General features: G+C 63.8%; 22 protein-coding genes. 18 read left to right on the forward strand and 4 right to left on the reverse strand.

What is annotated here, in order from left to right; genetic code table 11:
• The 4 genes from HNQ95_RS20370 to olsA form a co-directional block, all read left to right on the forward strand.
• On the forward strand, positions 1-798 hold a 798-nt coding region (locus HNQ95_RS20370), incomplete at its 5' end, for an aldolase/citrate lyase/malate synthase family protein (RefSeq protein WP_512747406.1).
• Between the two features lie 281 nt (positions 799-1,079).
• Positions 1,080-1,763 carry a tRNA (adenosine(37)-N6)-threonylcarbamoyltransferase complex dimerization subunit type 1 TsaB gene (gene tsaB / locus HNQ95_RS20375; protein ID WP_154385959.1) on the forward strand — a complete coding sequence of 228 codons (684 nt, stop codon included), beginning with the start codon at positions 1,080-1,082 and terminating at the stop codon, positions 1,761-1,763.
• Positions 1,760-2,248, forward strand: coding sequence for a GNAT family N-acetyltransferase (locus tag HNQ95_RS20380; RefSeq protein WP_154385958.1), 489 nt, complete (start codon positions 1,760-1,762; stop codon positions 2,246-2,248). Before tsaB ends, HNQ95_RS20380 begins: the two co-directional genes overlap by 4 nt.
• 32 nt (positions 2,249-2,280) lie before the next feature.
• A complete protein-coding gene (gene olsA / locus HNQ95_RS20385; RefSeq protein WP_154385957.1) occupies positions 2,281-3,081 on the forward strand; it encodes a lyso-ornithine lipid O-acyltransferase in 801 nt (266 codons plus the stop codon).
• Between the two features lie 108 nt (positions 3,082-3,189).
• On the opposite strand, the gene HNQ95_RS20390 is transcribed toward olsA, so the two are convergent.
• Positions 3,190-3,900, reverse strand: coding sequence for an outer membrane protein (locus HNQ95_RS20390; RefSeq protein WP_154385956.1), 711 nt, complete (start codon positions 3,898-3,900; stop codon positions 3,190-3,192).
• Positions 3,901-4,152: 252 nt separating this feature from the next.
• Here HNQ95_RS20390 and miaB point away from each other — a divergent pair, with 252 nt between their 5' ends.
• From miaB to trmB, 8 genes are all read left to right on the forward strand, one after another.
• Positions 4,153-5,553, forward strand: a complete 1,401-nt coding sequence (miaB, locus tag HNQ95_RS20395) for a tRNA (N6-isopentenyl adenosine(37)-C2)-methylthiotransferase MiaB (RefSeq protein WP_154385955.1) — start codon at positions 4,153-4,155, stop codon at positions 5,551-5,553.
• Positions 5,554-5,627: 74 nt separating this feature from the next.
• Positions 5,628-6,620 carry a PhoH family protein gene (locus HNQ95_RS20400; RefSeq protein ID WP_371746544.1) on the forward strand — a complete coding sequence of 331 codons (993 nt, stop codon included), beginning with the start codon at positions 5,628-5,630 and terminating at the stop codon, positions 6,618-6,620.
• Between the two features lie 18 nt (positions 6,621-6,638).
• Positions 6,639-7,151: an rRNA maturation RNase YbeY gene (gene ybeY, locus HNQ95_RS20405; protein WP_154385954.1), complete on the forward strand. Its 513-nt coding sequence runs from the start codon at positions 6,639-6,641 to the stop codon at positions 7,149-7,151.
• Between the two features lie 26 nt (positions 7,152-7,177).
• Positions 7,178-8,248: a hemolysin family protein gene (locus HNQ95_RS20410; RefSeq protein WP_182585823.1), complete on the forward strand. Its 1,071-nt coding sequence runs from the start codon at positions 7,178-7,180 to the stop codon at positions 8,246-8,248.
• An 87-nt stretch (positions 8,249-8,335) separates the two neighbouring features.
• Positions 8,336-9,928 carry an apolipoprotein N-acyltransferase gene (gene lnt, locus HNQ95_RS20415; protein WP_154385952.1) on the forward strand — a complete coding sequence of 531 codons (1,593 nt, stop codon included), beginning with the start codon at positions 8,336-8,338 and terminating at the stop codon, positions 9,926-9,928.
• 140 nt (positions 9,929-10,068) lie between these two features.
• A complete protein-coding gene (locus HNQ95_RS20420; RefSeq protein ID WP_067954459.1) occupies positions 10,069-10,488 on the forward strand; it encodes a helix-turn-helix domain-containing protein in 420 nt (139 codons plus the stop codon).
• A 233-nt stretch (positions 10,489-10,721) separates the two neighbouring features.
• On the forward strand, positions 10,722-12,005 hold the full coding sequence (metK, locus tag HNQ95_RS20425) for a methionine adenosyltransferase (protein WP_067954457.1): 1,284 nt from the start codon (positions 10,722-10,724) through the stop codon (positions 12,003-12,005).
• A 19-nt stretch (positions 12,006-12,024) separates the two neighbouring features.
• The gene (trmB, locus tag HNQ95_RS20430) at positions 12,025-12,726 is read left to right on the forward strand and encodes a tRNA (guanine(46)-N(7))-methyltransferase TrmB (protein ID WP_154385951.1); all 702 of its coding nucleotides are present in this window, start codon (positions 12,025-12,027) and stop codon (positions 12,724-12,726) included.
• A gap of 266 nt (positions 12,727-12,992) precedes the next feature.
• Here trmB and HNQ95_RS20435 read toward each other — a convergent pair whose 3' ends face one another.
• Together HNQ95_RS20435 and HNQ95_RS20440 are read right to left on the reverse strand one after the other, a co-directional pair.
• Entirely contained in the window at positions 12,993-14,384 is a 1,392-nt protein-coding gene (locus HNQ95_RS20435; RefSeq protein ID WP_154385950.1) for a sensor histidine kinase, read from the reverse strand.
• A complete protein-coding gene (locus HNQ95_RS20440) occupies positions 14,384-15,058 on the reverse strand; it encodes a response regulator transcription factor (RefSeq protein WP_154385949.1) in 675 nt (224 codons plus the stop codon). The genes HNQ95_RS20435 and HNQ95_RS20440 overlap by 1 nt, the downstream gene beginning before the upstream one ends.
• A 119-nt stretch (positions 15,059-15,177) precedes the next feature.
• Between HNQ95_RS20440 and HNQ95_RS20445 the strand changes: the two genes are divergently transcribed.
• The 4 genes from HNQ95_RS20445 (at position 15,178) to HNQ95_RS20460 (ending at position 19,526) form a co-directional block, all read left to right on the forward strand.
• The gene (locus HNQ95_RS20445; RefSeq protein ID WP_154385948.1) at positions 15,178-16,242 is read left to right on the forward strand and encodes an ABC transporter substrate-binding protein; all 1,065 of its coding nucleotides are present in this window, start codon (positions 15,178-15,180) and stop codon (positions 16,240-16,242) included.
• Positions 16,243-16,554: 312 nt separating this feature from the next.
• A complete protein-coding gene (locus tag HNQ95_RS20450; protein ID WP_154385947.1) occupies positions 16,555-17,499 on the forward strand; it encodes a Bug family tripartite tricarboxylate transporter substrate binding protein in 945 nt (314 codons plus the stop codon).
• The gene (locus HNQ95_RS20455) at positions 17,496-17,984 is read left to right on the forward strand and encodes a tripartite tricarboxylate transporter TctB family protein (RefSeq protein ID WP_067954448.1); all 489 of its coding nucleotides are present in this window, start codon (positions 17,496-17,498) and stop codon (positions 17,982-17,984) included. Before HNQ95_RS20450 ends, HNQ95_RS20455 begins: the two co-directional genes overlap by 4 nt.
• Positions 17,985-18,011: 27 nt before the next feature.
• The gene (locus tag HNQ95_RS20460; protein ID WP_182575144.1) at positions 18,012-19,526 is read left to right on the forward strand and encodes a tripartite tricarboxylate transporter permease; all 1,515 of its coding nucleotides are present in this window, start codon (positions 18,012-18,014) and stop codon (positions 19,524-19,526) included.
• Between the two features lie 202 nt (positions 19,527-19,728).
• On the opposite strand, the gene HNQ95_RS20465 is transcribed toward HNQ95_RS20460, so the two are convergent.
• Positions 19,729-19,893, reverse strand: a complete 165-nt coding sequence (locus HNQ95_RS20465) for a hypothetical protein (RefSeq protein ID WP_169808283.1) — start codon at positions 19,891-19,893, stop codon at positions 19,729-19,731.
• Positions 19,894-20,165: 272 nt separating this feature from the next.
• On the opposite strand from HNQ95_RS20465, the gene rimP reads away from it, so the two are divergent.
• Both rimP and nusA read left to right on the forward strand, forming a co-directional pair.
• Positions 20,166-20,798, forward strand: coding sequence for a ribosome maturation factor RimP (gene rimP, locus HNQ95_RS20470; RefSeq protein ID WP_067954445.1), 633 nt, complete (start codon positions 20,166-20,168; stop codon positions 20,796-20,798).
• Positions 20,799-20,849: 51 nt separating this feature from the next.
• A complete protein-coding gene (nusA, locus tag HNQ95_RS20475; RefSeq protein WP_182575143.1) occupies positions 20,850-22,442 on the forward strand; it encodes a transcription termination factor NusA in 1,593 nt (530 codons plus the stop codon).
• Positions 22,443-22,474 lie beyond the last annotated feature (32 nt).

Consider the following 22,474-nt stretch of genomic DNA (forward strand, 5'->3'; position numbering starts at 1 on the left):
CGCACCGGCGACGAAATCCACAGCTCGATGGAAGCCGGCCCCATGGTGCGCAAGGGCGACATGAAGCAGGCGCCATGGATCAATGCCTATGAGGCGTGGAACGTCGACACCGGGCTCGAATGTGGCCTGTCGGGCCATGCCCAGATCGGCAAGGGCATGTGGGCGATGCCCGACCTGATGGCAGCGATGCTGGAGCAGAAGATCGCTCACCCCAAGGCCGGCGCCAACACCGCTTGGGTGCCGTCGCCGACGGCGGCGACGCTTCATGCCACCCACTACCACAAGGTCGACGTGCACCAGGTGCAGGATCAGCTGAAGAGCCGGCCCAAGGCGCGGCTCGACGACATCCTGTCGGTGCCTGTGGTCGTCCGTCCCAACTGGACGCCCGACGAGATCCAGCGTGAGCTCGACAACAATGCGCAGGGCATCCTGGGTTATGTCGTGCGCTGGATCGACCAGGGCGTCGGCTGTTCCAAGGTTCCCGACATCAACGACGTCGGGCTGATGGAAGACCGCGCCACCTTGCGCATCTCGTCCCAGCACATCGCCAACTGGCTGCGCCACGACGTCTGCTCGCACATCCAGGTGATGGATTCGCTGCAGCGCATGGCGGCGATCGTCGACCGGCAGAATGTCGGCGATCCGCTCTACAAGCCGATGGCGCCGGAGTTCGACCAGTCGACCGCCTTCCGCGCTGCCTGCGACCTCGTCTTCGAAGGCCGCGCCCAGCCCAACGGCTATACCGAACCGGTCCTCCACAAGCGCAGGCTCGAACTCAAGGCGAAGGAACGGGGCTGATCATTGCCAACGGAATGCTAAGCAGTCCGTGGTAGCCTATCTCGTATGACAGCGTTTCTTCACGCTCCCCTCTGCCCTGCCGGGCATCTCCCCCACAAGGGGGGAGATCAGGCCTTCATGCCCGCCTCAGCTAATCAACTGCGACGCAAAGGAAACTTCTTAAGACCTTGCAGAGCGCGCGGTAGGCAGCACTTGCTGATCTCCCCCATCGTGGGGGAGATGGCCGGCAGGCCAGAGGGGGGCGCGAAAGAGCTCGCCATACCCGCAAGGTACTGGGCATCATGATCCTGCTCGCCATCGACTGTGCCGCCAGCCTCTGTGCCGCCAGCGTCTACGATGTCGGCGCCGGCCGCGAGCTTGGTCGCTCCGTGCGCGACCTCGGCAAGGGCCATGCCGAGCATCTGATGGCCGTCATCGACGAGGCGTTGGCGCAGGCCGGCAAGACATATTCCGACCTCGGGCGCATTGGCGTTTCCATCGGCCCCGGCTCGTTTACCGGCGTGCGGGTTGCTGTATCGGCGGCGCGTGGCTTCTCGCTGGCGTTGAAAATCCCGGCAGTCGGCGTGACGACGCTGGAGGCATTGGCGGCCGAAACGCGCGCGGCGCTGGGGCCATGCAAGGTGCTTGCTGCCCTTGATGCCGGGCGTGCGGAACTGCATGCCGCCGTCTATGATGAAAACGGACAAGCGGTTCATGAACCGGCGGTCCTCACGCTCGATGAGGCCGAAACCATCGCCGCAGCGGAAACGATGGCGCTGGCCGGCACCGCGGCGAAGCTGATCGCCGGCGCTGCCGCCGGCATGGACATCACATTAGGGCCCGTGTCGGCCACCGCCGACATCGGTACCTATGCCCGTATCGCCGCCGGCAAGGCTGGCGATGGCGAGCGGCCGAAGCCGATTTATCTGAGAGCACCGGATGCCAAGCCGCAGGCTGGCTTCGTGCTGCCTAGGGAACAGAAATGAAACTGCCGTTCTGGCCGCTGAAGCGCGACTACGCCCTCGAACTCCTGACCATTGGCGACAGCGCCGCCATCGCTCCCTTGCATCGCGAGGATTTCGTCAGGCCCTGGTCGGGCGAAGAGTTTTCGGCACTTCTCGAACAGGACACGGTGTTCGGCTTTGCCGTCCGCGAGATCGGTCATGGCGCCGAGGCCCCCGCCGGTTTCGTGCTCGCCAGGCTTGCGGCGGGCGAGGCGGAAATCCTGACGATTGCGGTTTCGCGGTCGCACCGCCGCCATGGCCTCGGCTGGCGGCTGATGGATGCCGTGCTGCGCGAACTGCACGCCCAGCGCGCCGAAGCGCTGTTCCTTGAGGTCGACGAGACCAACGCGCCAGCGATCGGTCTCTATCGCAAGTTCGGTTTCCACGAGGTCGGCAAGCGTCCGAACTACTATCAGTCGGCGCAAGGGGCGACGGGCGCGCTTGTCATGCGGCTCGATCTTCGCTAGCCAGAGGCCCGTTCGGGGGCTTTGAGGGCTACATGATCGGAAAAATCCGCACAGGGCTCGCGCTCTTCTGGATGGTAGCGGCCTCGCTGGTGCTGGTGCCGCTGCAGGTGATCTCGATGAAGACCGGCCTGTGGCCGGAAACCGTGATCCTAAAGATCTGGCACCGCGCCATGCTCAAGGCGCTGGGCATGCGCGTGCATGTCGTCGGTGAGATGGTGAAGACCCGACCGCTGATGATCGCCTCCAACCACATCTCCTGGACCGACATCATGGCGATGGGGTCGCGATTCGACGTCACCTTCATCGCCAAATCGGAACTGAACGGCTGGCCGATCTTCGGCTTCCTGTCGCGGCTGCAGCGCACCGTCTTCATCGAGCGCGAACGCAAGCGCAAGTCGGGCGACCAAGCCAGCGAAATTGCCCGGCGCCTTGCCGCCGGCAACGCCATGGTGCTGTTTGCCGAAGGCAGCACCGGCGACGGCAACATGCTGCTGCCGTTCAAGAGCACGCTGTTCGGCGCAGCCTCGATGGCAATCGCCGAAGGGGCCGCCGAACATGTCGTCATCCAGCCGGTGTCGATCGCCTATACCCGCATCCATGGCATTCCGCTTGGACGCCAGCATCGCCCGCTTGCCAGCTGGATCGGCGACATGGATCTGGTGCCGCATGTCGGTCAGCTGCTCGCCGAAGGCGGGCTCGACGTCGAGATCCGCTTCGGCGAGCCGATCGACTTTTCCGCCAGGTCGAGCCGCAAGGAAGCGACGCGGCTGATGGAAGAGCGCGTCCGCGACATGATGCAACAGTCGCTCGGTCAGCCGCTGCCGGTGCGCTGAGCATCCGCCGGTCAACAGGCCTCGTGGCCCTTCGAAAGGTGCAGGCTGGGCCAACGCAAACAGACAAAAACCCCGACCGGAGCCGGGGGTCTGATTGTTTGCTGTCGATCAGAACCTCTTGATGAGGCCTATCCGGATCATGTGAAGGTTGTCGGACACGTCATAAGTTTCATCGAAACCATCGGTTTCGATGTGGGAGCCAAAGTCCGAGTAAGCATAGTCCAGGCGCCCGACCCAATCTCCCGCGAATGCATGCTCGATGCTCGCGCCGATCGTGAATCCTGCACGGGCACCGTCTCCGAAGATCGAGGAGTCAGGATCAGGCTCGCCGTTCACGCCGCCGTCTATGTCGCCATAGCCATAGTCGATGTCGGCAACGATTACACCGGCCCGGGCAGTGATAAGGGTCCGGTCAATGGCGAAACCAAGACGGCCTGCCAGACTGCCGTACAGTCCATACTCGCTGCGGGCAAAGTAGTCATCGCCATCTGGAAACCAGAAGTCATCCTTGGCACCGAGATAGCCAACCTCGCTTTCCACACCAAAGACCAACTGATCTCTTTGCCAGTTGTAGCCGGCTACGGCTCCCACGGCAAAACCCTTGGGGCTGAGGTCGGCTCTATCTTCGGGCGCGGACCCATCGAAGCCGTTATCGCTGATCGCGGAAGAGTCTCCAGTTCCATAACCGAGCAACACGCCGGCATAGAACCCTGACCAGTTGTACGTAGCGGAGCCTGCTTCGGGTGCCACGCTGTCGGCAGCACCAGCTGCGGTTACGATTGCCAGCATCGCCACAGTTGCCGCAAGAATCTGTCTCATCGAAAAGCCCCCACAACTCAAGCTGACCTAGATGTACATACCTGCGTGGTTGAGAGAAAGCGTTTGCTTTCTCACAGGTTGCAAAGGGGCGATGATTGTTGCTTTCCTGCCACATCAAGTTCCGTCGGCAGTTGCTGCATGTGAGCCTCAGCGGTCTTGCCTCGCGGGAGGTCGCGCTGCCACGTCCTCCATCTAGGGCTGGCGACCCAAACCGTCTGTTTTTTGCCTGGGAAAAGCGCTAAGAGGCGCCGCATGGAAATCGACGATATCGCTGAAATCAATCCGGCCGGCACTGCCGCCGCCGCAACGGGCGCTGCCAGGAAGGTCTTCATCAAGACCTATGGCTGCCAGATGAATGTCTACGACTCGCAGCGCATGAGCGATGCGCTCGCTGCCGATGGCTACGCCGCGACCGAGACCATCGACGACGCCGACCTGGTGTTGCTCAACACTTGCCACATCAGGGAAAAGGCCGCCGAGAAGGTCTATTCGGAGCTTGGCCGCCTGCGCCAGCTCAAAGCCGAGCGGGCCGAGGCCGGGCGCGAGATGATCGTTGGCGTCACCGGCTGCGTCGCCCAGGCCGAGGGTCGCGAGATCATCCGCCGTGCTTCGGCGGTCGATCTCGTCGTCGGGCCGCAGACCTATCACCGCCTGCCCGAGGTGGTGAAGAAGGCACGCGGCGGCCAGAAGGTGGTCGAGACCGAATATGCGCTCGAGGACAAATTCGAGCACCTGCCGCAGCCGCGCAAGGCCGAGGTCGCCCGCCGTGGCGTCACCGCCTTCCTGACCGTCCAGGAAGGCTGTGACAAGTTCTGCACCTTCTGCGTGGTGCCCTATACCAGGGGCTCTGAGGTGTCGCGCTCGGTCGCCCAGATCGTCACCGAGGCCGAAAGGCTGGCCGAGGCCGGCGTGCGCGAGGTCACCTTGCTTGGGCAAAACGTCAACGCCTGGCATGGCGAGGGCGCCGACGGCAAGGAGTGGGGGCTTGGCCGCCTGCTTTACCGGCTCGCGGAAATCCCCGGCATTGCCCGGCTGCGCTACACCACCAGCCACCCGCGCGACATGGACGACGAGCTGATTTCAGCCCATCGCGACCTGCGCGCCCTGATGCCCTATCTGCATCTGCCGGTTCAGTCTGGCTCGGACCGCATACTCAAGGCGATGAACCGCAGGCATACTGCGGTTGATTATCTCAAGCTGATCGATCGAATCCGCGCTGCCCGTCCCGACATCGCCATGTCGGGCGATTTCATCGTCGGTTTTCCCGGCGAGACGGATGCCGATTTCGAGGCTACAATGGAGATCGTGCGCCAGACCAATTACGCCTCGGCCTACACGTTCAAATATTCGCCGCGTCCCGGCACGCCGGGCGCCGACATGGACGGCCATGTCGAGGAAAAGGTCAAGGACGAGCGCCTGCAGCGGCTGCAAAAGCTGATCACCGAGCAGCAACACGCCTTCGCCGACGGGCTGGTCGGACAGACGATTTCGACGCTGATCGAAAAGCCGGGTCGCCAGCCTGGGCAGATCGTCGGACGGTCGCCATGGCTGCAGCCGGTTATTGTTGATGAAAAGGCCGGCGAAATCGGTGACATTGTTGATGTGCGAATCACGAAGACAGGCACCAACAGCCTGTTCGCCGAGGCGGTCTGATCGGCCGTACGGCAGATGAGGAGAGACGGTTGAGCGCTGCTGAACTCAAGAACCTGCCCTCCGGGGCGTCTGACATGGCGCACATCGTACTGACCTTCGACAACAACAAGCTAGCCAGTGCGCTTTATGGCCAGTTCGACGAGAACCTGGCCCGTCTCGAACAGAAACTCGGCGTCGACATCCGCTCGCGCGGCAACCAGCTGACCATCAAGGGCAGCGCGACTGCTGCCGAGCAGGCGCGACGGGCGCTCGATCATCTCTATGCCATCCTGCAGAAAGGCGGCGAAGTGGCGCAATCCGACGTAGACGGCGCCGTGCGCATGGCGGTTGCTCCCGACGACCAGCTGACGCTGCCGACGCTGGAGCGCAAGGGCAAGATGGCCGCCGCCCAGATTTCGACCCGCAAGCGCACCATCTATGCCCGCTCGCTCAACCAGGACGCCTATATGCGGGCGCTGGAGCGCGCCGAGCTCGTCTTTGGCATTGGCCCTGCCGGTACCGGCAAGACCTATCTGGCGGTGGCACATGCCGCCATGCTGCTCGAGCGCGGCATGGTCGAGCGCATCATCCTGTCGCGTCCGGCGGTCGAAGCGGGCGAACGCCTTGGCTTCCTGCCCGGCGACATGAAGGAAAAGGTCGATCCCTATCTGCGCCCACTCTATGACGCGCTCTACGACATGATGCCGGCCGACAAGGTCGAGCGCGCCATTGCCGCGGAAGTGATCGAGATCGCGCCGCTGGCCTTCATGCGTGGCCGCACGCTGGCCCATTCGGCCGTCATCCTCGACGAGGCGCAGAACACCACCTCGATGCAGATGAAGATGTTCCTGACCCGTCTCGGCGAGGGCTCGCGCATGATCATCACGGGCGACCCGACGCAGATCGACTTGCCGCCCAACACCAAGTCGGGCTTGGTCGAGGCGCTGCGCATCCTCGACGGTGTGCCGGGTGCTGTGACCGTGCGCTTCAACGACGCCGACGTCGTTCGCCATCCGCTGGTCGCCGAGATCGTCAGAGCCTATGACCGCGACGGCAAGGTCGCGCGCGGCCTTGGCACCGAGGGTTGATCGGGAAAAGTTTTGGTCATGCCTGACAAGAAAACACCGGCGTCCGCCGTTGCGGCGGGCGCTCTCGACATTGACTTGATGATCGAGGAAGGCGGTTGGCCGAACGAAGATACGCTGCGCGCAATCGTCGACCGGGCGGTGCCTGCTGCCTTGGCCGAGGCAGAGGTCAAAATCGTCGACGGCGTCGAGCTCAGCCTGGTTTTCACCGACGACGACGCCATCCAAAGCCTCAACGCGGAATGGCGTGAAAAGGACAAGCCGACGAACGTGCTGTCCTTTCCGGCCTTCCCGATGGCTCCGGGCGACGCTTTGCCGCCGATGCTCGGCGACATCGTACTTGCCTACGAGACGGTGAAGCGCGAGGCCGAGCTTGAAGGCAAGCCGCTCGAAAACCACATAACCCACCTCATAATCCACGGACTCCTGCACCTTTTGGGGTATGATCACGAGACCGACGAGGAGGCCGAGGAAATGGAGGCGCTTGAACGCCAGGCGCTGGCGAGGCTTGCCATTCCCGATCCCTACGCGTAACAGGGACGAACAACGACCGGACGACGATGAACGACAAGCAAGAGACTGCCGCCACGCCCGACACGGGAACCGCGGCAAGGGCCTCCGACCAGACCGAGGACGGACCTAGTAGCAGTGCGCCGTTACAAGCGACGCACGACCCCCAGGCCGAGCGGCCAACATTCATCGAGCGGTTGAGCCGGTTTTTCCGCCACCGCAGCAACGGCACCAATATCCGTGAGGAAATTGTCGATGCGCTGGCCGAAACCGGCAGCGACGTCGATTCGTTTTCGCCCGGCGAACGTGCCATGCTCAACAACATCCTCCGGCTCCGCGAAGTCAGGGTCGAGGATGTCATGGTGCCGCGAGCCGACGTCGAGGCGATCGAGCTGTCGACGACCCTCGGCGAATTGCTTTCGGTGTTCGAGCAGTCGGGCCATTCGCGCATGCCTGTCTATGTCGAGACGCTCGACGATCCGCGCGGCATGGTCCACATTCGCGACGTGCTGGCTCACATCACCCGTGGCGCGCGTGTCAAGAAGGGCAGGGCGCGCAAGACGCAAGCCGCCGACATGCAACTGGATCTCGCCCAGGTCGACCTTAAGCGCACGATCGGCGACCTCAACCTGATCCGCACGGTGCTGTTCGTGCCGCCGTCGATGCTGGCCTCCGACCTGATGAGCCGCATGCAGGCGACGCGCACCCAGATGGCGCTGGTCATCGACGAGTATGGCGGCACCGATGGTCTCGTCTCGCTCGAGGACATCGTCGAGATGGTCGTCGGCGACATCGAGGACGAGGATGACGACGACGAGCCGATGATCACCCAAGCCGGCGATGGCGTTTATGTCGTCGACGGCAAGGCCGAGATCGAGGAAGTCGCCAAGGTTCTCGGCGAGGAGTTCTCGCCCGGCGAACACAGCGAATATGTCGACACCATTGGCGGCATGATCTTCAACGCCCTCGGCCGCGTGCCGGCGCGCGGTGAAGTGGTGCAGGCGATCCCAGGCTTCGAGTTCCATGTGCTCGACGCCGATCCGCGCCGCGTCAAGCGCGTCCGCATCGTCCACAGCGTCAAGAGCGAGCGCCGCCGTCGCGCCAAGGCTGAACAGGCGTGAGCCTGTTCCCGCCGGGCGGTCCGCCATTTGGTGCCGCCCTGCGGTGCTGCTACACCTTCGATCCGTGATTCTGCGACGAGGGCACGGATGGAGCGTCATGCTGGGCGGATAATTCTGCTGTGGGGATGGAAAAGGGCGCTTGTCGCCTTTGTGGCCGGCGCCTTTGCCGTCCTCGGTCAAGCGCCTTACGATTTCTTCGCCGCCTGCTTCGTCTCGTTCCCGATCCTGGTCTGGCTGCTCGACGGCGCCGTCGCCGACAGGCCGGCGGGTTTCATCCGCCGCCTCATGCCGGCCTTTTCCACCGGCTGGTGGTTCGGCTTCGGCTATTTCCTCGCCGGCCTGTGGTGGGTCGGCGGCGCATTGCTGGTCGAAGCCGAGAGTTTTGCCTGGGCGCTGCCTTTCGCCGTCGTCGGCATCCCTCTGATCCTGGCTTTTTTCTACGGCTTCGCTGCCGCGCTGGCGCGGCTGTTGTGGAGCGACGGCATTGGCCGCATTGCAGCGCTTGCCTTCGCCTTCGGCCTGATCGAGTGGCTGCGAACCTTCCTGTTTACCGGTTTTCCGTGGAATCCGCTCGGCTTCGCGGCCATGCCCGTGCCTCTGTTCATGCAGAGCGTGACGATTGCAGGCGTCACCGGCATGAACGTGCTGGCGGTCTTCGTCTTTGCCATGCCGGCGCTGCTCGCCGACCGGCGTAACCTCAAGCTCGGCACAGCCCTTGCCGCAGTGCTGGTCGCGGCCCATGCCGGATATGGCTATTTCAAGCTGTCCAGGCCGGCACAGCCTGCCGGGCGGACGCTCAATGTCCGCGTCGTTCAGCCCAACATCGACCTCAGCGAAAAATGGGATGGCCGCGTCCGCGACCGCATCTTTGCCAGCATGCTGCAGCTCTCGGCCGAGGCGCCCCAGCCGGGAGCGAAAAAGCCGGACCTGATCATCTGGCCCGAAACCTCGGTGCCGTTCCTGTTCACCGAACGGCCGGATGCGCTGGTGGCGATCGGCGACATGCTGGGCGACGGCCAAACCTTGATGGCCGGCACAGTGCGCGCCGAAGGCGAATCGGTAGCCGGCGCCGACACCCGCTATTACAATTCCGTCGTCTCCATCAACGACAAGGGCGAGATCGTCGATGCCATCGACAAGGTCCATCTCGTACCCTTCGGCGAGTACATCCCTTTCGCCGGACTGATGGAGCGGATCGGGCTGACGCAGCTCGTCGCCGGGCCGATGAACTTCTCCGCCGGCACCGACCGGCGACCGCTCGAGCTGCCCAGCGGCATCAAGGCATCAGCCTTCATTTGTTATGAAATTATCTTTCCCCGCATGGTTGCAGTTGACGCAGCGTCAACTGGGATTATTGTAAACGTGACCAACGACGCATGGTTTGGCGACACTCCGGGCCCCTACCAGCATTTCCGGCAGTCGCAGGTCCGCGCGGTCGAAAACGGGTTGCCGGTCCTGCGCGCGGCCAACACAGGAATTTCCGGCATTGTCGACCCGAGCGGGCGAGTTGTGGATGCACTTGCGATGAATGTTCGCGGCACCATCGATGTCTCGCTTCCGGTGGCCGCTATTGGCGCTGCCTCGCCGCCGTTTTCGCGCGTTAACGCTTTCCTGATCATGTTGTTGATTGCCGTAGCGGCAAGTGGCTTGAAGCTCAGACAGAGGCTCAGGGCGAATTGACACTGCGCTTGTTAGAAACTCATATGTCGCCGCGCAGCCAGAAGCTGTGCCAATCAACGTCTGCACCCGGACGCAATAAACTGCCCTGAATGGGGTGCCTGCCCAAATAATAAGCTGGAAAAATCCGGCGAGGAAAGACAGTGGAAAAAGAGAACAAGAAAAAGCCAAATCCGACCGACGTCTACGTCGGCGGACGCATTCGCCTGCGACGCAATATGCTTGGAATGAGCCAGGAGAAACTTGGAGAGAGCCTCGGCATTACTTTTCAGCAAATCCAGAAATATGAAAAAGGAACAAATCGTGTCGGAGCGAGTCGCCTTCAGGCCATCGCTTCCATCCTGAGCGTTCCGGTTGCTTTCTTCTTCGAGGACGCCCCCGGCGCCGAGGGCGGCGAGCACAAGGGGCTGTCGGAAGATTCGTCCACGTCTTTTGTGGTCGATTTTCTCTCGAGCGCCGAAGGCCTCCAGCTCAACCGCGCTTTTGCCCGGATTTCCAACCCCAAGGTTCGGCGCAAGGTTATCGAGTTGGCTAAGGTCCTGGCCGACGACGAAGACCAGTAGCAGCGCAGCGTTGCGCGTCCCGCCGGATGCGCGAGCCGCGCCCCGACTGCCCGAAAATCGCTTCTGATCTTCGGGCCGATGCGCGAGTGCGACGGCGATGCGCCGTCGCAACTCCCTTGCATTAACAGCGCTTCCGCGATGAAGCCTGCTTGACGAGGTCTGGCAGGCTTCGCTAACACGTGTCGCGCCAAATGATCGGCATCGCGCCGATCGCTTTCTAGAGGGGACATCCCGTGCAGCGGCAGAATTATCTTTTCACCTCCGAGTCCGTATCCGAAGGTCACCCCGACAAGGTGTGCGACCGCATTTCCGATGAGATCGTCGATCTCGTCTATCGTGAAGCCAAAAAGACCGGCATGGATCCGTGGAAGGTCCGCGTTGCCTGTGAAACCCTGGCAACCACCAACCGCGTCGTGATCGCCGGCGAAGTTCGCGTGCCGGACACGCTGCTGAAGAAAGACAAGAACGGCCAGGTCGTGAAGGACGCCGCCGGTCATCCGGTCGTCAATCCGTCCAAGTTCAAGTCGGTGGCCCGCAAGGCCATCCGCGCCATCGGCTACGAGCAGGCCGGCTTCCACTGGAAGACCGCCCGCATCGACGTGCTGCTGCACGGCCAGTCGCCCGACATCGGCCAGGGCGTCGACAGCGCCGCCGACCGCCAGGGCGAAGAGGGTGCCGGCGACCAGGGCATCATGTTCGGTTATGCCTGCCGCGAAACGCCCGACCTGATGCCGGCGCCGATCTATTACAGCCACAAGATTCTCGAACTGCTGGCTTCGGCCCGCCACGAGGGCCAGGGCGATGTCGGCAAGCTCGGTCCGGATGCCAAGAGCCAGGTCACCGTGCGCTACCAGGACGGCAAGGCCCATGAAGTCACTCAGATCGTGCTTTCGACCCAGCACCTCGACGGCAGCTGGGATTCGGGCAAGGTCCGCAAGGTCGTCGAACCCTACATCCGCGAAGCCCTTGGCGACCTCGAGATCGCCAACGACTGCAACTGGTACATCAACCCGACCGGCAAGTTCGTCATCGGCGGTCCTGACGGCGACGCCGGCCTCACCGGCCGCAAGATCATCGTCGACACTTACGGCGGCGCTGCCCCGCATGGCGGCGGTGCGTTCTCCGGCAAGGACACCACCAAGGTCGACCGCTCCGCAGCCTATGCCGCGCGCTACCTCGCCAAGAACGTCGTTGCGGCCAAGCTTGCCGACCGTTGCACCATCCAGCTGTCCTACGCCATCGGCGTTGCCCAGCCGCTGTCGGTCTATGTCGACCTGCACGGCACCGGCAAGGTCGACGAGGCGGTGCTGGAAGATGCGCTGCGCCAGGTCATGGACCTGTCGCCGTCGGGCATCCGCCGTCACCTCGACCTCAACAAGCCGATCTATGCCAAGACTTCGTCCTACGGCCATTTCGGCCGCAAGGCCGGTCGCGACGGTTCCTTCTCCTGGGAGAAGACCGATCTGGTGAAGGCACTCAAGGACGCCGTTGCCGGCAAGGAAGCGGTCGCCGCCTGAGGCGACCGTAGGACCACCAATGGAACAGGAACCGCGCCGCAGCCGCTCGACGGAAGCCTTCTTCGGGCGTCGGCGCGGCAAGCCCATCCGCCCCTATCAGGCGGAGGCGCTTGAGCAAGGATTGGCACGCCTCGGCATCGACCTGGGCGTGGCCGCTCCTGCCGATCTTCGCACCATGTTCGAAGCCGAGGTTTCAAAGGTCAGGCTCGAGATCGGTTTCGGCGGCGGCGAACATCTTCGCCATATCGCTGCGAACAATGCCGATGACGGCTTCATCGGCATTGAGCCCTTCGTCAACGGCATGGCCAAGATGGCTGCGGCGCTGCATGAAAAGCCGCTCGCCAACATCCGGCTCTACGACGAGGACGCCACCCAATTGCTCGACTGGCTGCCGGAGGCCTCGGTCGACGGCATCGACCTGCTGTATCCCGACCCGTGGCGCAAGAAAAAGCACTGGAAGCGCCGTTTCGTCAGCCCGGTCAATCTCGACCGCTTCGCCCGCGTGCTGAAAAGCGGCGCGAAGTTCCGCTTCGCCTCGGACATCGACACCTATGTCAACTGGACCCTGCAGCACTGCCGCGCCCACCCTGCCTTCGACTGGCAGGCCGCTGATGCCAAGGACTGGCACACCCCCTACGAAGGCTGGACCCGCACCCGCTACGAAGCCAAGGCCATCCGCGAGAACCGCACTCCGGCCTATCTGACCTTCGTCAGGACGTAGGCGCGATCCGTCCTCTCCTTGTGGGAGAAGATGCCCCCAATGGACGGATGAGGGGTGTTGGATGAAGCGCGGCGACGTCATTCCGGCCGAGCGGAGCGAGAGCCGGGACCCATTGACTGGATCATCGTGATGGGCGGCCAAGTCCATGCTTCGTTGGCCTTCATGGATGCAACCGCAAGCCAGATCCCGGTCGTGCTCATCAATGCTCCCGGACAACCTGCGCTTCGCTCCGGTTTTCGGGATGACGAGCGCTCCTGCTCGGGCTGCTAGGCGTCGGCGGCCTTCCCCAACGCCACGCTGACCCTGAGCCCACGGCCATCGGCCCCGGCCAACAACTCCAGCCGGCCGCCGAACAGCGAGGCGATTTCCTCGACGATCGGCAGGCCGAGACCGGCGCCGGGCTTGTCGCCGGCTCGCCCGCGGACGAAGCGCTGTCGCACGCCTTCAAGATCGGCGGGCGCGATCCCCGGACCGGTGTCTTCGACCTCCAGCACCACCTCGGTGCCGCCGTCGAGCACCTTGACCGTCGCCTCGGCGTCGCTGCCGGCATAGGCAAGCACGTTCTCGATCAGGTTGCGGATCATTTCGCCGAGCAGCATCGGCTCGCCGCGCACGAACAGCGGCTCTTCGCCCTCGAAACCAAGGTCGATGCCGGCGGCATGCGCCTGGGTGACGCGGTCGGCGGTGAGCTGCTGGGCAAGCTTGGTCAGGTTGACCGCGCCAAGGTTCTTCAGCCGGTCGGATGCCGCTTCGTCGACCTTGGCGAGCAACAGCAGCTGGGCGATGACGCGCTCGGCATGGGCCACCGCCTCGTCGCCCATCCGGGCCGCCTGCCGCGCCTCTTCCAGCGAATGGGCGCGCGAGGCGAGCGCCAGCTGGGTGCGGATGATGGTCAGCGGCGTGCGCAGCTGGTGGCTGGCATTGCCGGTGAAATGCCGCATCGCACCGAGCGCCGAGCCGAGCCGGCCCATGAAGGAATTGACCGTGTCGACCAGTCCACGCACCTCCTTCGGCACCGACTGCTCGATCGGGTGCAGGTCGTCGGGATTGCGCTCGGCAATGGCGTCGCGCAGCCGGTAGAGCGGCCTGAGCGAGAAGGTGACGGCGAACCAGACGATCGCCGCCGCACTGCCTATCAGGATGGCGAGTCTCAGCGCCGAGCGCAGCAGGATTGTCTGCGCAAGCTGGGTGCGGGCGATCGTCGTTTCGGCAATGGTGACGACGAACGGGATCGAGGTCGCACCCGTCGAGGCGGCGCGGGACAGTGAAGTGAGCCGAATCGGCTCACCGCGGAAGCTGGCATCTTCATACCCGCTCTCTTCGAGCTCCAGCCCGTCGATGACGGGCAGCGTCTGGTAGCCGGTGATGAAGCCGTCGGGGCCGTCGACGCGGTAGAAGACGCGGTCCTGTGCCGCCGAGGTCAGCATTTCGAGCGCGACATAGGGGATGTCGACCTCCAGCGCCCCGTCCTCGGCCACCACCACGCGCTCGGCGATTGCCAGCGCCGAGCCGGCGAGCACGCGGTCGGAGACGGCGTTGGCCGTTTCCACGGCTTCGTTGTAGGTGTCGGCCAGCGCAATCAGGCCGAGGGCGACCAGCGGCACAAGGAGCCACAGCAACAGCCGCCGGCGGAGCGAATAGGGCCGCGTCCGCGCCATCAGGGGTTTTGGATCTTTTCGAGATAATAGCCGATGCCGCGCGCGGTCCTGACTGTCAGGCCATAGGGCGCCAGCCGCTTGCGCAGGCGGCTGACATATTGCTCGATGGCGTTGGCGCTGAGGTCCTCGTCGAAACCGGCCAGCGATTCGATGATCGCCTGCTTGGCGACGACCTTGCCGGCGCGCATGAACAAAGTTTCGAGCAGTGCCAGTTCCCGCGCCGGGATGTCGATGGCCGCCCCGTTCGAGGAGAAGCTGCGTGTGTTGAGGTCGAGCTGGACCTCGCCGAAGCTGACTGTGGCGGCCTTCAACCCGGCGCGGCGGCGCAGCAGCGTGCGGACACGCGCCTCCAGCTCGCCGACGTCGAAGGGCTTGACCATGTAATCGTCGGCGCCGAGGTCGAGGCCCTTGACCCGCTCGTCGAGCGAATGCCTGGCCGACAGGATCAGCACGGCGGCGTCGTGCTGGCGCCCGCGCATGGTGCGCAGCACGTCGATCCCGTCCATCTCTGGCAAATTGAGGTCGAGGATGACGAGATCGAAACGTTCGGTGGCGAGCACCGCGACAGCGGACGCGCCGTCGCCGACCACGTCGACGGCATAGCCGCTGCCCTTGAGCACCGCCGCCAGCCCCCCGGCCAGCGTCGCGTTGTCCTCGACCACCAGAATGCGCAACCCTGTTCTCCTTGCCCGCCCCATCCGAACGATGCCCATTCGCCGGGCAAAGGTCCAGAGGCCGTTCGACGCATCCGCCCGTTGTGTCGTCCGGCGCGCTGAGGCATGGTCCGGCGATCATGCGCCTAGCCATTCTCACCGCCCTTGTCTGCCTTTCTGCGCCCGTGCAAGCGGAAGTCACCGTTTTTCCAGCTCTCAACGGTGCGTCGGACGCCCGCACGCTCGTCGTCTATTCCTCGCTTGATGCGCCGCTGAACAATCCGATGATCGCCGGCTTCCAGAAGGCCAATCCCGGCGTCGCCGTTCGTTACGAGGAACTGCAAACGGTCGACATTTACGACCGTGTCCTGGCCGAGACCGACGCCGGCAAGGGCACTGCCGACATCGCCTTTTCCTCGGCGATGGACCTGCAGGTCAAGCTCGCCAATGACGGCTACGCCCAGGAAAGCCGGCTGCCTTTGTCCGATCGTTGGCCGAGCTGGGCCAATTGGCGCGACACCGCCTATGCCTTGACCTACGAGCCGGCGGTGTTCGTCTACCACAAACCGAGCTTCAAGGACGTCGACCCGCCGGCGACGCGTGGCCAGTTCGTCGACTATCTCAAGTCTCAGGGCGACAGGGTCTATGGCCGCATCGCCACCTACGACATCGAGCGCTCCGGCGTCGGCTTCATGTTCATGGCTCGTGATCAGGAACAGTATCCCGACATCTGGTCGGTGATCCGGGCCATGGGGGCGGGGGGCGTCAAGCTCTATTCGACGAGCGGGGCCATCCTTGAGCGAATCGCCGACGGCCGCTTCGTGCTCGGCTACAACATCCTCGGCTCCTATGCCGCCGACTGGGCGGCGCGCAACCCGGATGTCGGCATCGTCCTGCCCAAGGACTACACGGTGGTGATGTCGCGCATCGGCCTGGTGCCGGCGGCCGCCAAGTCGCCCGACCTTGGCCGCCGCTATCTCGAATATTTCATGTCGGCCGAAGGCCAGACGGTCATGGCGCGGCAGCTGCATATCGCGGCCGTCAATCCCGAGGTGTCCGGCGAGAACACCGCCAACCGGATGCAGGAGGTTCTGGGCGGGCAATTGCGCCCGGTGCCGGTCAGTCCAGGCCTGATGGTCTATCTCGATCAGGTCAAGCGTTCCCGCGTCATCGAGCGCTGGAACGAGGCGCTGCGCAGTCCCTGACGACAGGATGTACCCAAGCTGTTGCATCGGTGTCAGTCTGATGTCAGGTTGCTGCGATAGGGAAGTTTTGGCCCATCCGTTGGAGGCGGCGAGGCTCGGAAAGTTCGGGAGGACTTCGAACACGTTTCCGCTAAGGCTACCCGACGGCGGTTCTCACCGCCGCGCAGGGGGGCCGGGAAACGCTGCTGTGATGGCAGGCCCCTAAGCCGGCCAGTTCCTTTCTCCCCAGGTTCCGGGACGTTGCCTCAGGCGCGGGCTCCGAAACTGAAAAAAGCATTCTGTCCCGCGCATGCGGGCAAGGGAGGAACAGCAATGAAGCAGTTCGTATTGGCATCCATCATCGCGGGCGCGCTTGCCCTGCCGGCCGCCGCGGCCGACTACAAGATCATGGCTCCGGCAGCGCCTGGCGGCGGCTGGGACCAGACCGCGCGCTCGATGCAGACCGCGCTCCAGGACGAGAAGATCTCCAGCTCGGTCCAGGTCAACAACGTTCCGGGCGCCGGCGGCACCATCGGTCTCGCCCAGTTCGTCAACCAGGCCAATGGCGACCCGGCACAGCTGATCGTCGGCGGCTACGTCATGGTCGGCGCCATCCTGACCAACGCCTCGCCCGTCACGCTCGACCAGGTCACCCCGATCGCACGCCTGACCGGCGAATATGAAGCGCTCGTGGTTCCGGCCGCTTCCGACATCAAGGACATGGCTGGCCTCGTCGCCAAGCTGAAGGCTGATCCGGGTTCGGTTTCCTGGGGCGGCGGCTCGGCCGGCGGCACCGACCACATCACGGCCGGCCTGATCGCCAAGGCTGCCGGCGTCGACCCGACCAAGGTCAACTACATCGCCTATTCCGGCGGTGGCGAGGCTCTCGCTGCCATCCTCGGCGGCCAGGTGACGGTCGGCATATCCGGCTACGGCGAATTTGCCGAGCAGATCAAGGCCGGCACGCTGCGCATCATCGGCATCTCGTCGGATGCCAAGGTCGAAGGCATCGATGCCCCGACCTTCAAGGAAGGCGGCGTTGACGTCTCGATCCAGAATTGGCGCATGGTCGCTGCTGCTCCCGGCATCTCGGCCGAGCAGAAGGCGGCCGTCCTCGCCGACGTCGAAAAGATGGTGACCTCGGCCTCGTGGACCAAGATCCTCGCCGACAAGGGTTGGGCCAATACCTATCTCGCCGGCGACGACTTCGCAGCCCAGCTGAAGAAGGACACCGAGGCGACGTCCGCCATCCTGAAAGACATCGGCCTGGTGAAATGAGCCTGGACAACCAGCAACAAGAAAGGCGCCGCCCCGATCGGGCGGCGCTTGTCATCGCCGCCCTGCTGATGGTGGTGTCTCTGATCATTGCCTGGAGCACAGCCAGCCATGGCGCCGGCGCCAACTATGCCCGCGTCGGCCCGACAACGTTTCCCTATGTAATTGCTGTGGCCTTTTTCGGCCTGTCAATTTGGACGTTCTTCGAAGCCTGGCGTGGCGACTTCCCCGAGCGCGAAAAGCAGGAGATCAGCCCGATCCTTTGGATCGTCGGCGGTCTTGCCGCCCAGATGCTGCTGCTCAAGACAGCTGGCTTCTCGATCGCCACCGGATTGCTCTTTGCCGCAACGGCAAGAGCTTTTGGCCGCGGAGCGCTGTGGAAGACGATCCCGATCGGCATCGTGCTTGCATTCGTCGTCTGGATCATTTTCGCCAAGGGACTGCAGCTCTCGCTGCCCGCCGGCCCGCTCGAACATCTGTTGTTCTGAGCGATTATCAAGGGAGCTCGGCTCTAAATGGATACCTTCGGTCTGCTCGCCCAGGGACTGCTCACGGCACTCGAGCCGATGAACATGCTTTATGCGCTGATCGGCGTGACGCTCGGCACGGCTGTCGGCGTTCTTCCCGGCATCGGCCCGGCACTGACCGTCGCCCTGCTTTTGCCGGTCACCTACAAGCTTGATCCCGCGGGCTCGCTGATCATGTTCGCCGGCATCTACTACGGCGGCATGTATGGCGGCTCGACGACGTCGATCCTGCTCAACACGCCTGGCGAAAGTGCCTCGATCGTCACCGCGCTCGAAGGCAACAAGATGGCGCGTGCCGGGCGAGGCGGCCCGGCACTGGCAACGGCCGCCGTCGGCTCGTTCGTCGCCGGACTGATCGCCACGGTCGGTCTCGCCTTTGTCGCGCCGACGGTCGTCAAGATGGCGCTGTCCTTTGGCCCGGCCGAATATTTTGCGCTGATGATCCTGGCCTTCATGACCGTCTCCGCCGCCTTCGGCGATTCGACGTTGCGCGGACTGACGGCGCTGTTCATCGGCCTCGGCCTTGGTCTCATCGGCATCGACCTGCAGACCGGCCAGGCGCGCCTGGCTTTCGGCATTCCCGACCTGCTCGACGGCATCGAGGTGACGACGCTTGCGGTTGCGCTCTTCGCCGTCGGTGAAGCGCTCAGCGTCGCTGCCAGCAGGGGCGGCGATTCGACCATCCAGGCGATCAAGGGTTCGGTGTGGATGACGCGCGAGGACTGGAGCCGGTCATGGAAGCCATGGCTGCGCGGCACCGCAATCGGCTTCCCGATCGGCGCCATGCCGGCCGGCGGCGCCGAAATCGGCACCTTCCTGTCCTATTCGGTGGAAAAGAACCTGGCCAAGAAGCCGGAAGAGTTCGGCCATGGTGCCATCGAAGGCGTCGCGGGCCCCGAGGCGGCCAACAATGCTTCCGCGGCCGGCACGCTGGTGCCGCTGTTGACGCTCGGCCTGCCGACGACGGCGACCGCTGCCATCATGCTCGCCGGTTTCCAGCAATTCGGCCTGCAACCGGGACCGTTACTGTTTGCGACCAACCCGCAGCTCGTCTGGGGCCTGATCGCCTCGCTGCTGGTCGCCAACCTGATGCTCCTGGTGCTCAACCTGCCGCTGGTCGGCGTCTGGGTCAGGCTGCTGACCATCCCACTGCCCTGGCTTTATTCGGGCATCCTGCTGTTTGCGACGCTCGGCACCATTGGCGCCAACCCCTCGACCTTCGAACTTGGCATGCTCCTGGCATTCGGTCTGCTCGGCTATGGTCTACGCCGCTTCGGCTATCCTATCGCGCCCGTCGTTGTCGGTCTGATCCTTGGGCCGATGGCGGAGCAGCAGCTTCGCCGCGCGCTGGCCATCAGCCAGGGCGACCCGACGATCCTGGTGCATTCGCCGATCGCGATCGTGTTGCTGCTGCTTGCGGCGACCGCCGTCCTGCTGCCGCTGTATCTGCGTGCCCGTGGCCGGGGCAAGGTGCTGGCCCAGTTGGGCGCCAACGAGGACTGAGTTCGTCTCGTCCTCTGAAACGAAAAAAGCCGAGGCCCGGAATCCCGGCCTCGGCTTTTCTTTGCCTCAATGGGGAGGCTGAGTACCCAGGGACAGAGCGACGGTCAGAATAACCGGCCGCTCCGGAGCACTGCCCGGCTGGCCCGTCTCGGCTATCGCCAATGACCGGCCAGCGGTGCGCTCTCTACCCTGAATGCCTTGATCAGTATTTGCGGATGCGGTCGAAGTGCATCGGATCGATGCCGAGCATCACCAGGTCCTGGTTGGTTGGGCGATGACCGCGCTCGACGGCTGCTGCTGCAGCGACGGCGCTACCAAAGGTGCGAACCAGTACGCCAATGCGGCCAAATTGCTTGCGGGTGCTCATCTCGGTGTCCTCTTTTGCACTGCATCATCATTTTTGTGCAACGCACCAAATATAGGTGACGCAGAGAGAAGCGGTAGGGGTGTCCGCGCATGTTTGCCATGCATCTGCTGCAATGGTCGGCTAAACAGCTGCCAGTGGACGCAACCGGCCACAGGACTTGAAAGGCGCGCCGCCTTCGGCTATATCAGCCTCAAATTCTTGGTCGGTATGACGAAGAGTGGGTCCACCCGGTCCCGCTCTTTTTTGTTACCTGCCGACCGTCTGGAGAACCAATGACCGAAAACGCAGTCGAACAGACAGGCGACGACCGCATCATTCGCGAGACCGGCATCGACGCCCGCATCGCCCTGATCGTTCAGCCCGTCCTTCGCGCGATCGGCTTCCGCCTCGTTCGCATCCGCCTCTCGGGCCAGAACGGGCTGACGCTGCAGATCATGACCGAGCGCGAAGACGGCACCATGACCGTCCAGGATTGCGAAGAGGTGAGCCGCGCGGTTTCGCCTGCTCTCGATGTCGATGATCCGATCGAAAAGGCGTATCATCTCGAAGTCTCGTCGCCGGGCATCGACCGGCCGCTGGTCCGCAAGTCGGATTTCGGCAACTGGATCGGTCACATCGTCAAGATGGAGACCTCGGTCATGGTTGCAGATCGCAAGCGCTTCCGCGGCAAGATCGCCGAAGTCGACGAAGAGAGCGTCCTGATCCAGCGCGACCAGGCTGCTTACGGCGAGGAGCCGACCGTGCGCGTGCCTTTCGAGGCGATCTCGGATGCCCGGCTGATCCTCACCGACGATCTTATTCGCGATGCCCTGAGCAAGGACAATCAGGCGCGCAAGGAAGCACGGAAGCGTCGCGGCGAACCCGAAGATGCGCCGGAAGACGAAGAAACCGAAACGGAAGATTGATAGAGCCGAACGGCTGGACCTGATCCGGCCGGACGCTCCGGGAGAAAGACAATGGTTGTAAGCGCCAACAGGCTCGAACTGCTGCAGATCGCCGATGCGGTCGCCCGCGAGAAGTCGATCGACAAGTCGATCGTCATCGCCGCCATGGCCGACGCGATCCAGAAGGCAGCGCGCTCGCGCTATGGTCAGGAGACCAACATCCGCGCCGACATCAACCCCAACACGGGTGAGATGAAGCTGCAGCGCCTGATGGAAGTCGTCGACAAGGTCGAAGACTATGCCACCCAGATCGCCCTGACCTCGGCACGCGAGCGCAACCCCGACGCCCAGCTCGGCGACTTCATCGCCGAACAGCTGCCGCCGATGGATTTTGGCCGCATTGCCGCCCAGTCGGCCAAGCAGGTCATCGTCCAGAAGGTGCGTGAAGCCGAGCGCGATCGCCAGTACGACGAATACAAGGATCGCATCGGCGAGATCGTCAACGGCACGGTCAAGCGCGTCGAATACGGCAACGTCATCGTCGACCTCGGCCGTGGCGAGGCGATCATCCGCCGCGACGAGCTGATCCCTCGCGAAAACTACAAGTATGGCGACCGCGTCCGCGCTTACGTCTACGACGTGCGCCGCGAGCAGCGCGGCCCGCAGATCTTCCTGTCGCGTACGCACCCGCAGTTCATGGCGAAGCTGTTCACCATGGAAGTGCCGGAAATCTACGACGGCATCATCGAGATCAAGTCGGTCGCCCGCGACCCCGGTTCGCGTGCCAAGATCGCCGTCATCTCGCGTGACAGCTCGATCGACCCGGTCGGCGCCTGCGTCGGTATGCGCGGTTCGCGCGTCCAGGCCGTCGTCGGCGAGCTCCAGGGCGAAAAGATCGACATCATTCCGTGGTCGCCTTCGGCTGCCTCGTTCATCGTCAACGCGCTGCAGCCGGCTGAAGTCGCCAAGGTCGTTCTCGACGAGGACGCCGAGCGCATCGAAGTCGTGGTGCCGGACGATCAGCTGTCGCTGGCCATCGGCCGCCGCGGCCAGAACGTGCGCCTGGCTTCGCAGCTGACCGGCTGGGACATCGACATCCTGACCGAGCAGGAAGAGTCGGAGCGCCGCCAGAAGGAATTCGTCGAGCGTTCGACCCTGTTCATGGAATCGCTCGACGTCGACGAGATGGTCGGCCAGGTTCTGGCCTCCGAAGGGTTCACCTCGGTTGAGGAAGTGGCTTACGTCGATGCAGACGAAATCGCATCGATCGACGGCTTCGACGAGGACACAGCTTCCGAGATCCAGACCCGCGCCCGCGAATATCTTGGCAAGATCGAGGCCGAGCACGACGAGAAGCGCAAGTCGCTCGGCGTGAAAGACGAACTGCGCGAGATTCCCGGCATCACCACCGCGATGCTGGTGGCGCTCGGCAATGACGGTGTCACGACTGTCGAGGACTTCGCCGGCTACGCCGCCGACGATCTCGTCGGCTGGAAGGAACGCAAGGACGGAGAGACCAAGTTCTTCCCGGGCGTGCTCGCCGACTTCGGCGTCTCGCGCACCGACGCGGAACAGATGGTTGTTGCTGCCCGACGCATGGTTGGCTGGATCGCTGAGGACGAGATTGCGTCCGAGGAAGTGCCTGCCGACGTCGCCGGTGAGTGACGTGAGGCCGGCCGGGGAATCTGTTGGACGAG

The organism is Aminobacter ciceronei (genome assembly GCF_014138625.1).
Classification (GTDB): Bacteria; Pseudomonadota; Alphaproteobacteria; order Rhizobiales; family Rhizobiaceae; genus Aminobacter; species Aminobacter ciceronei.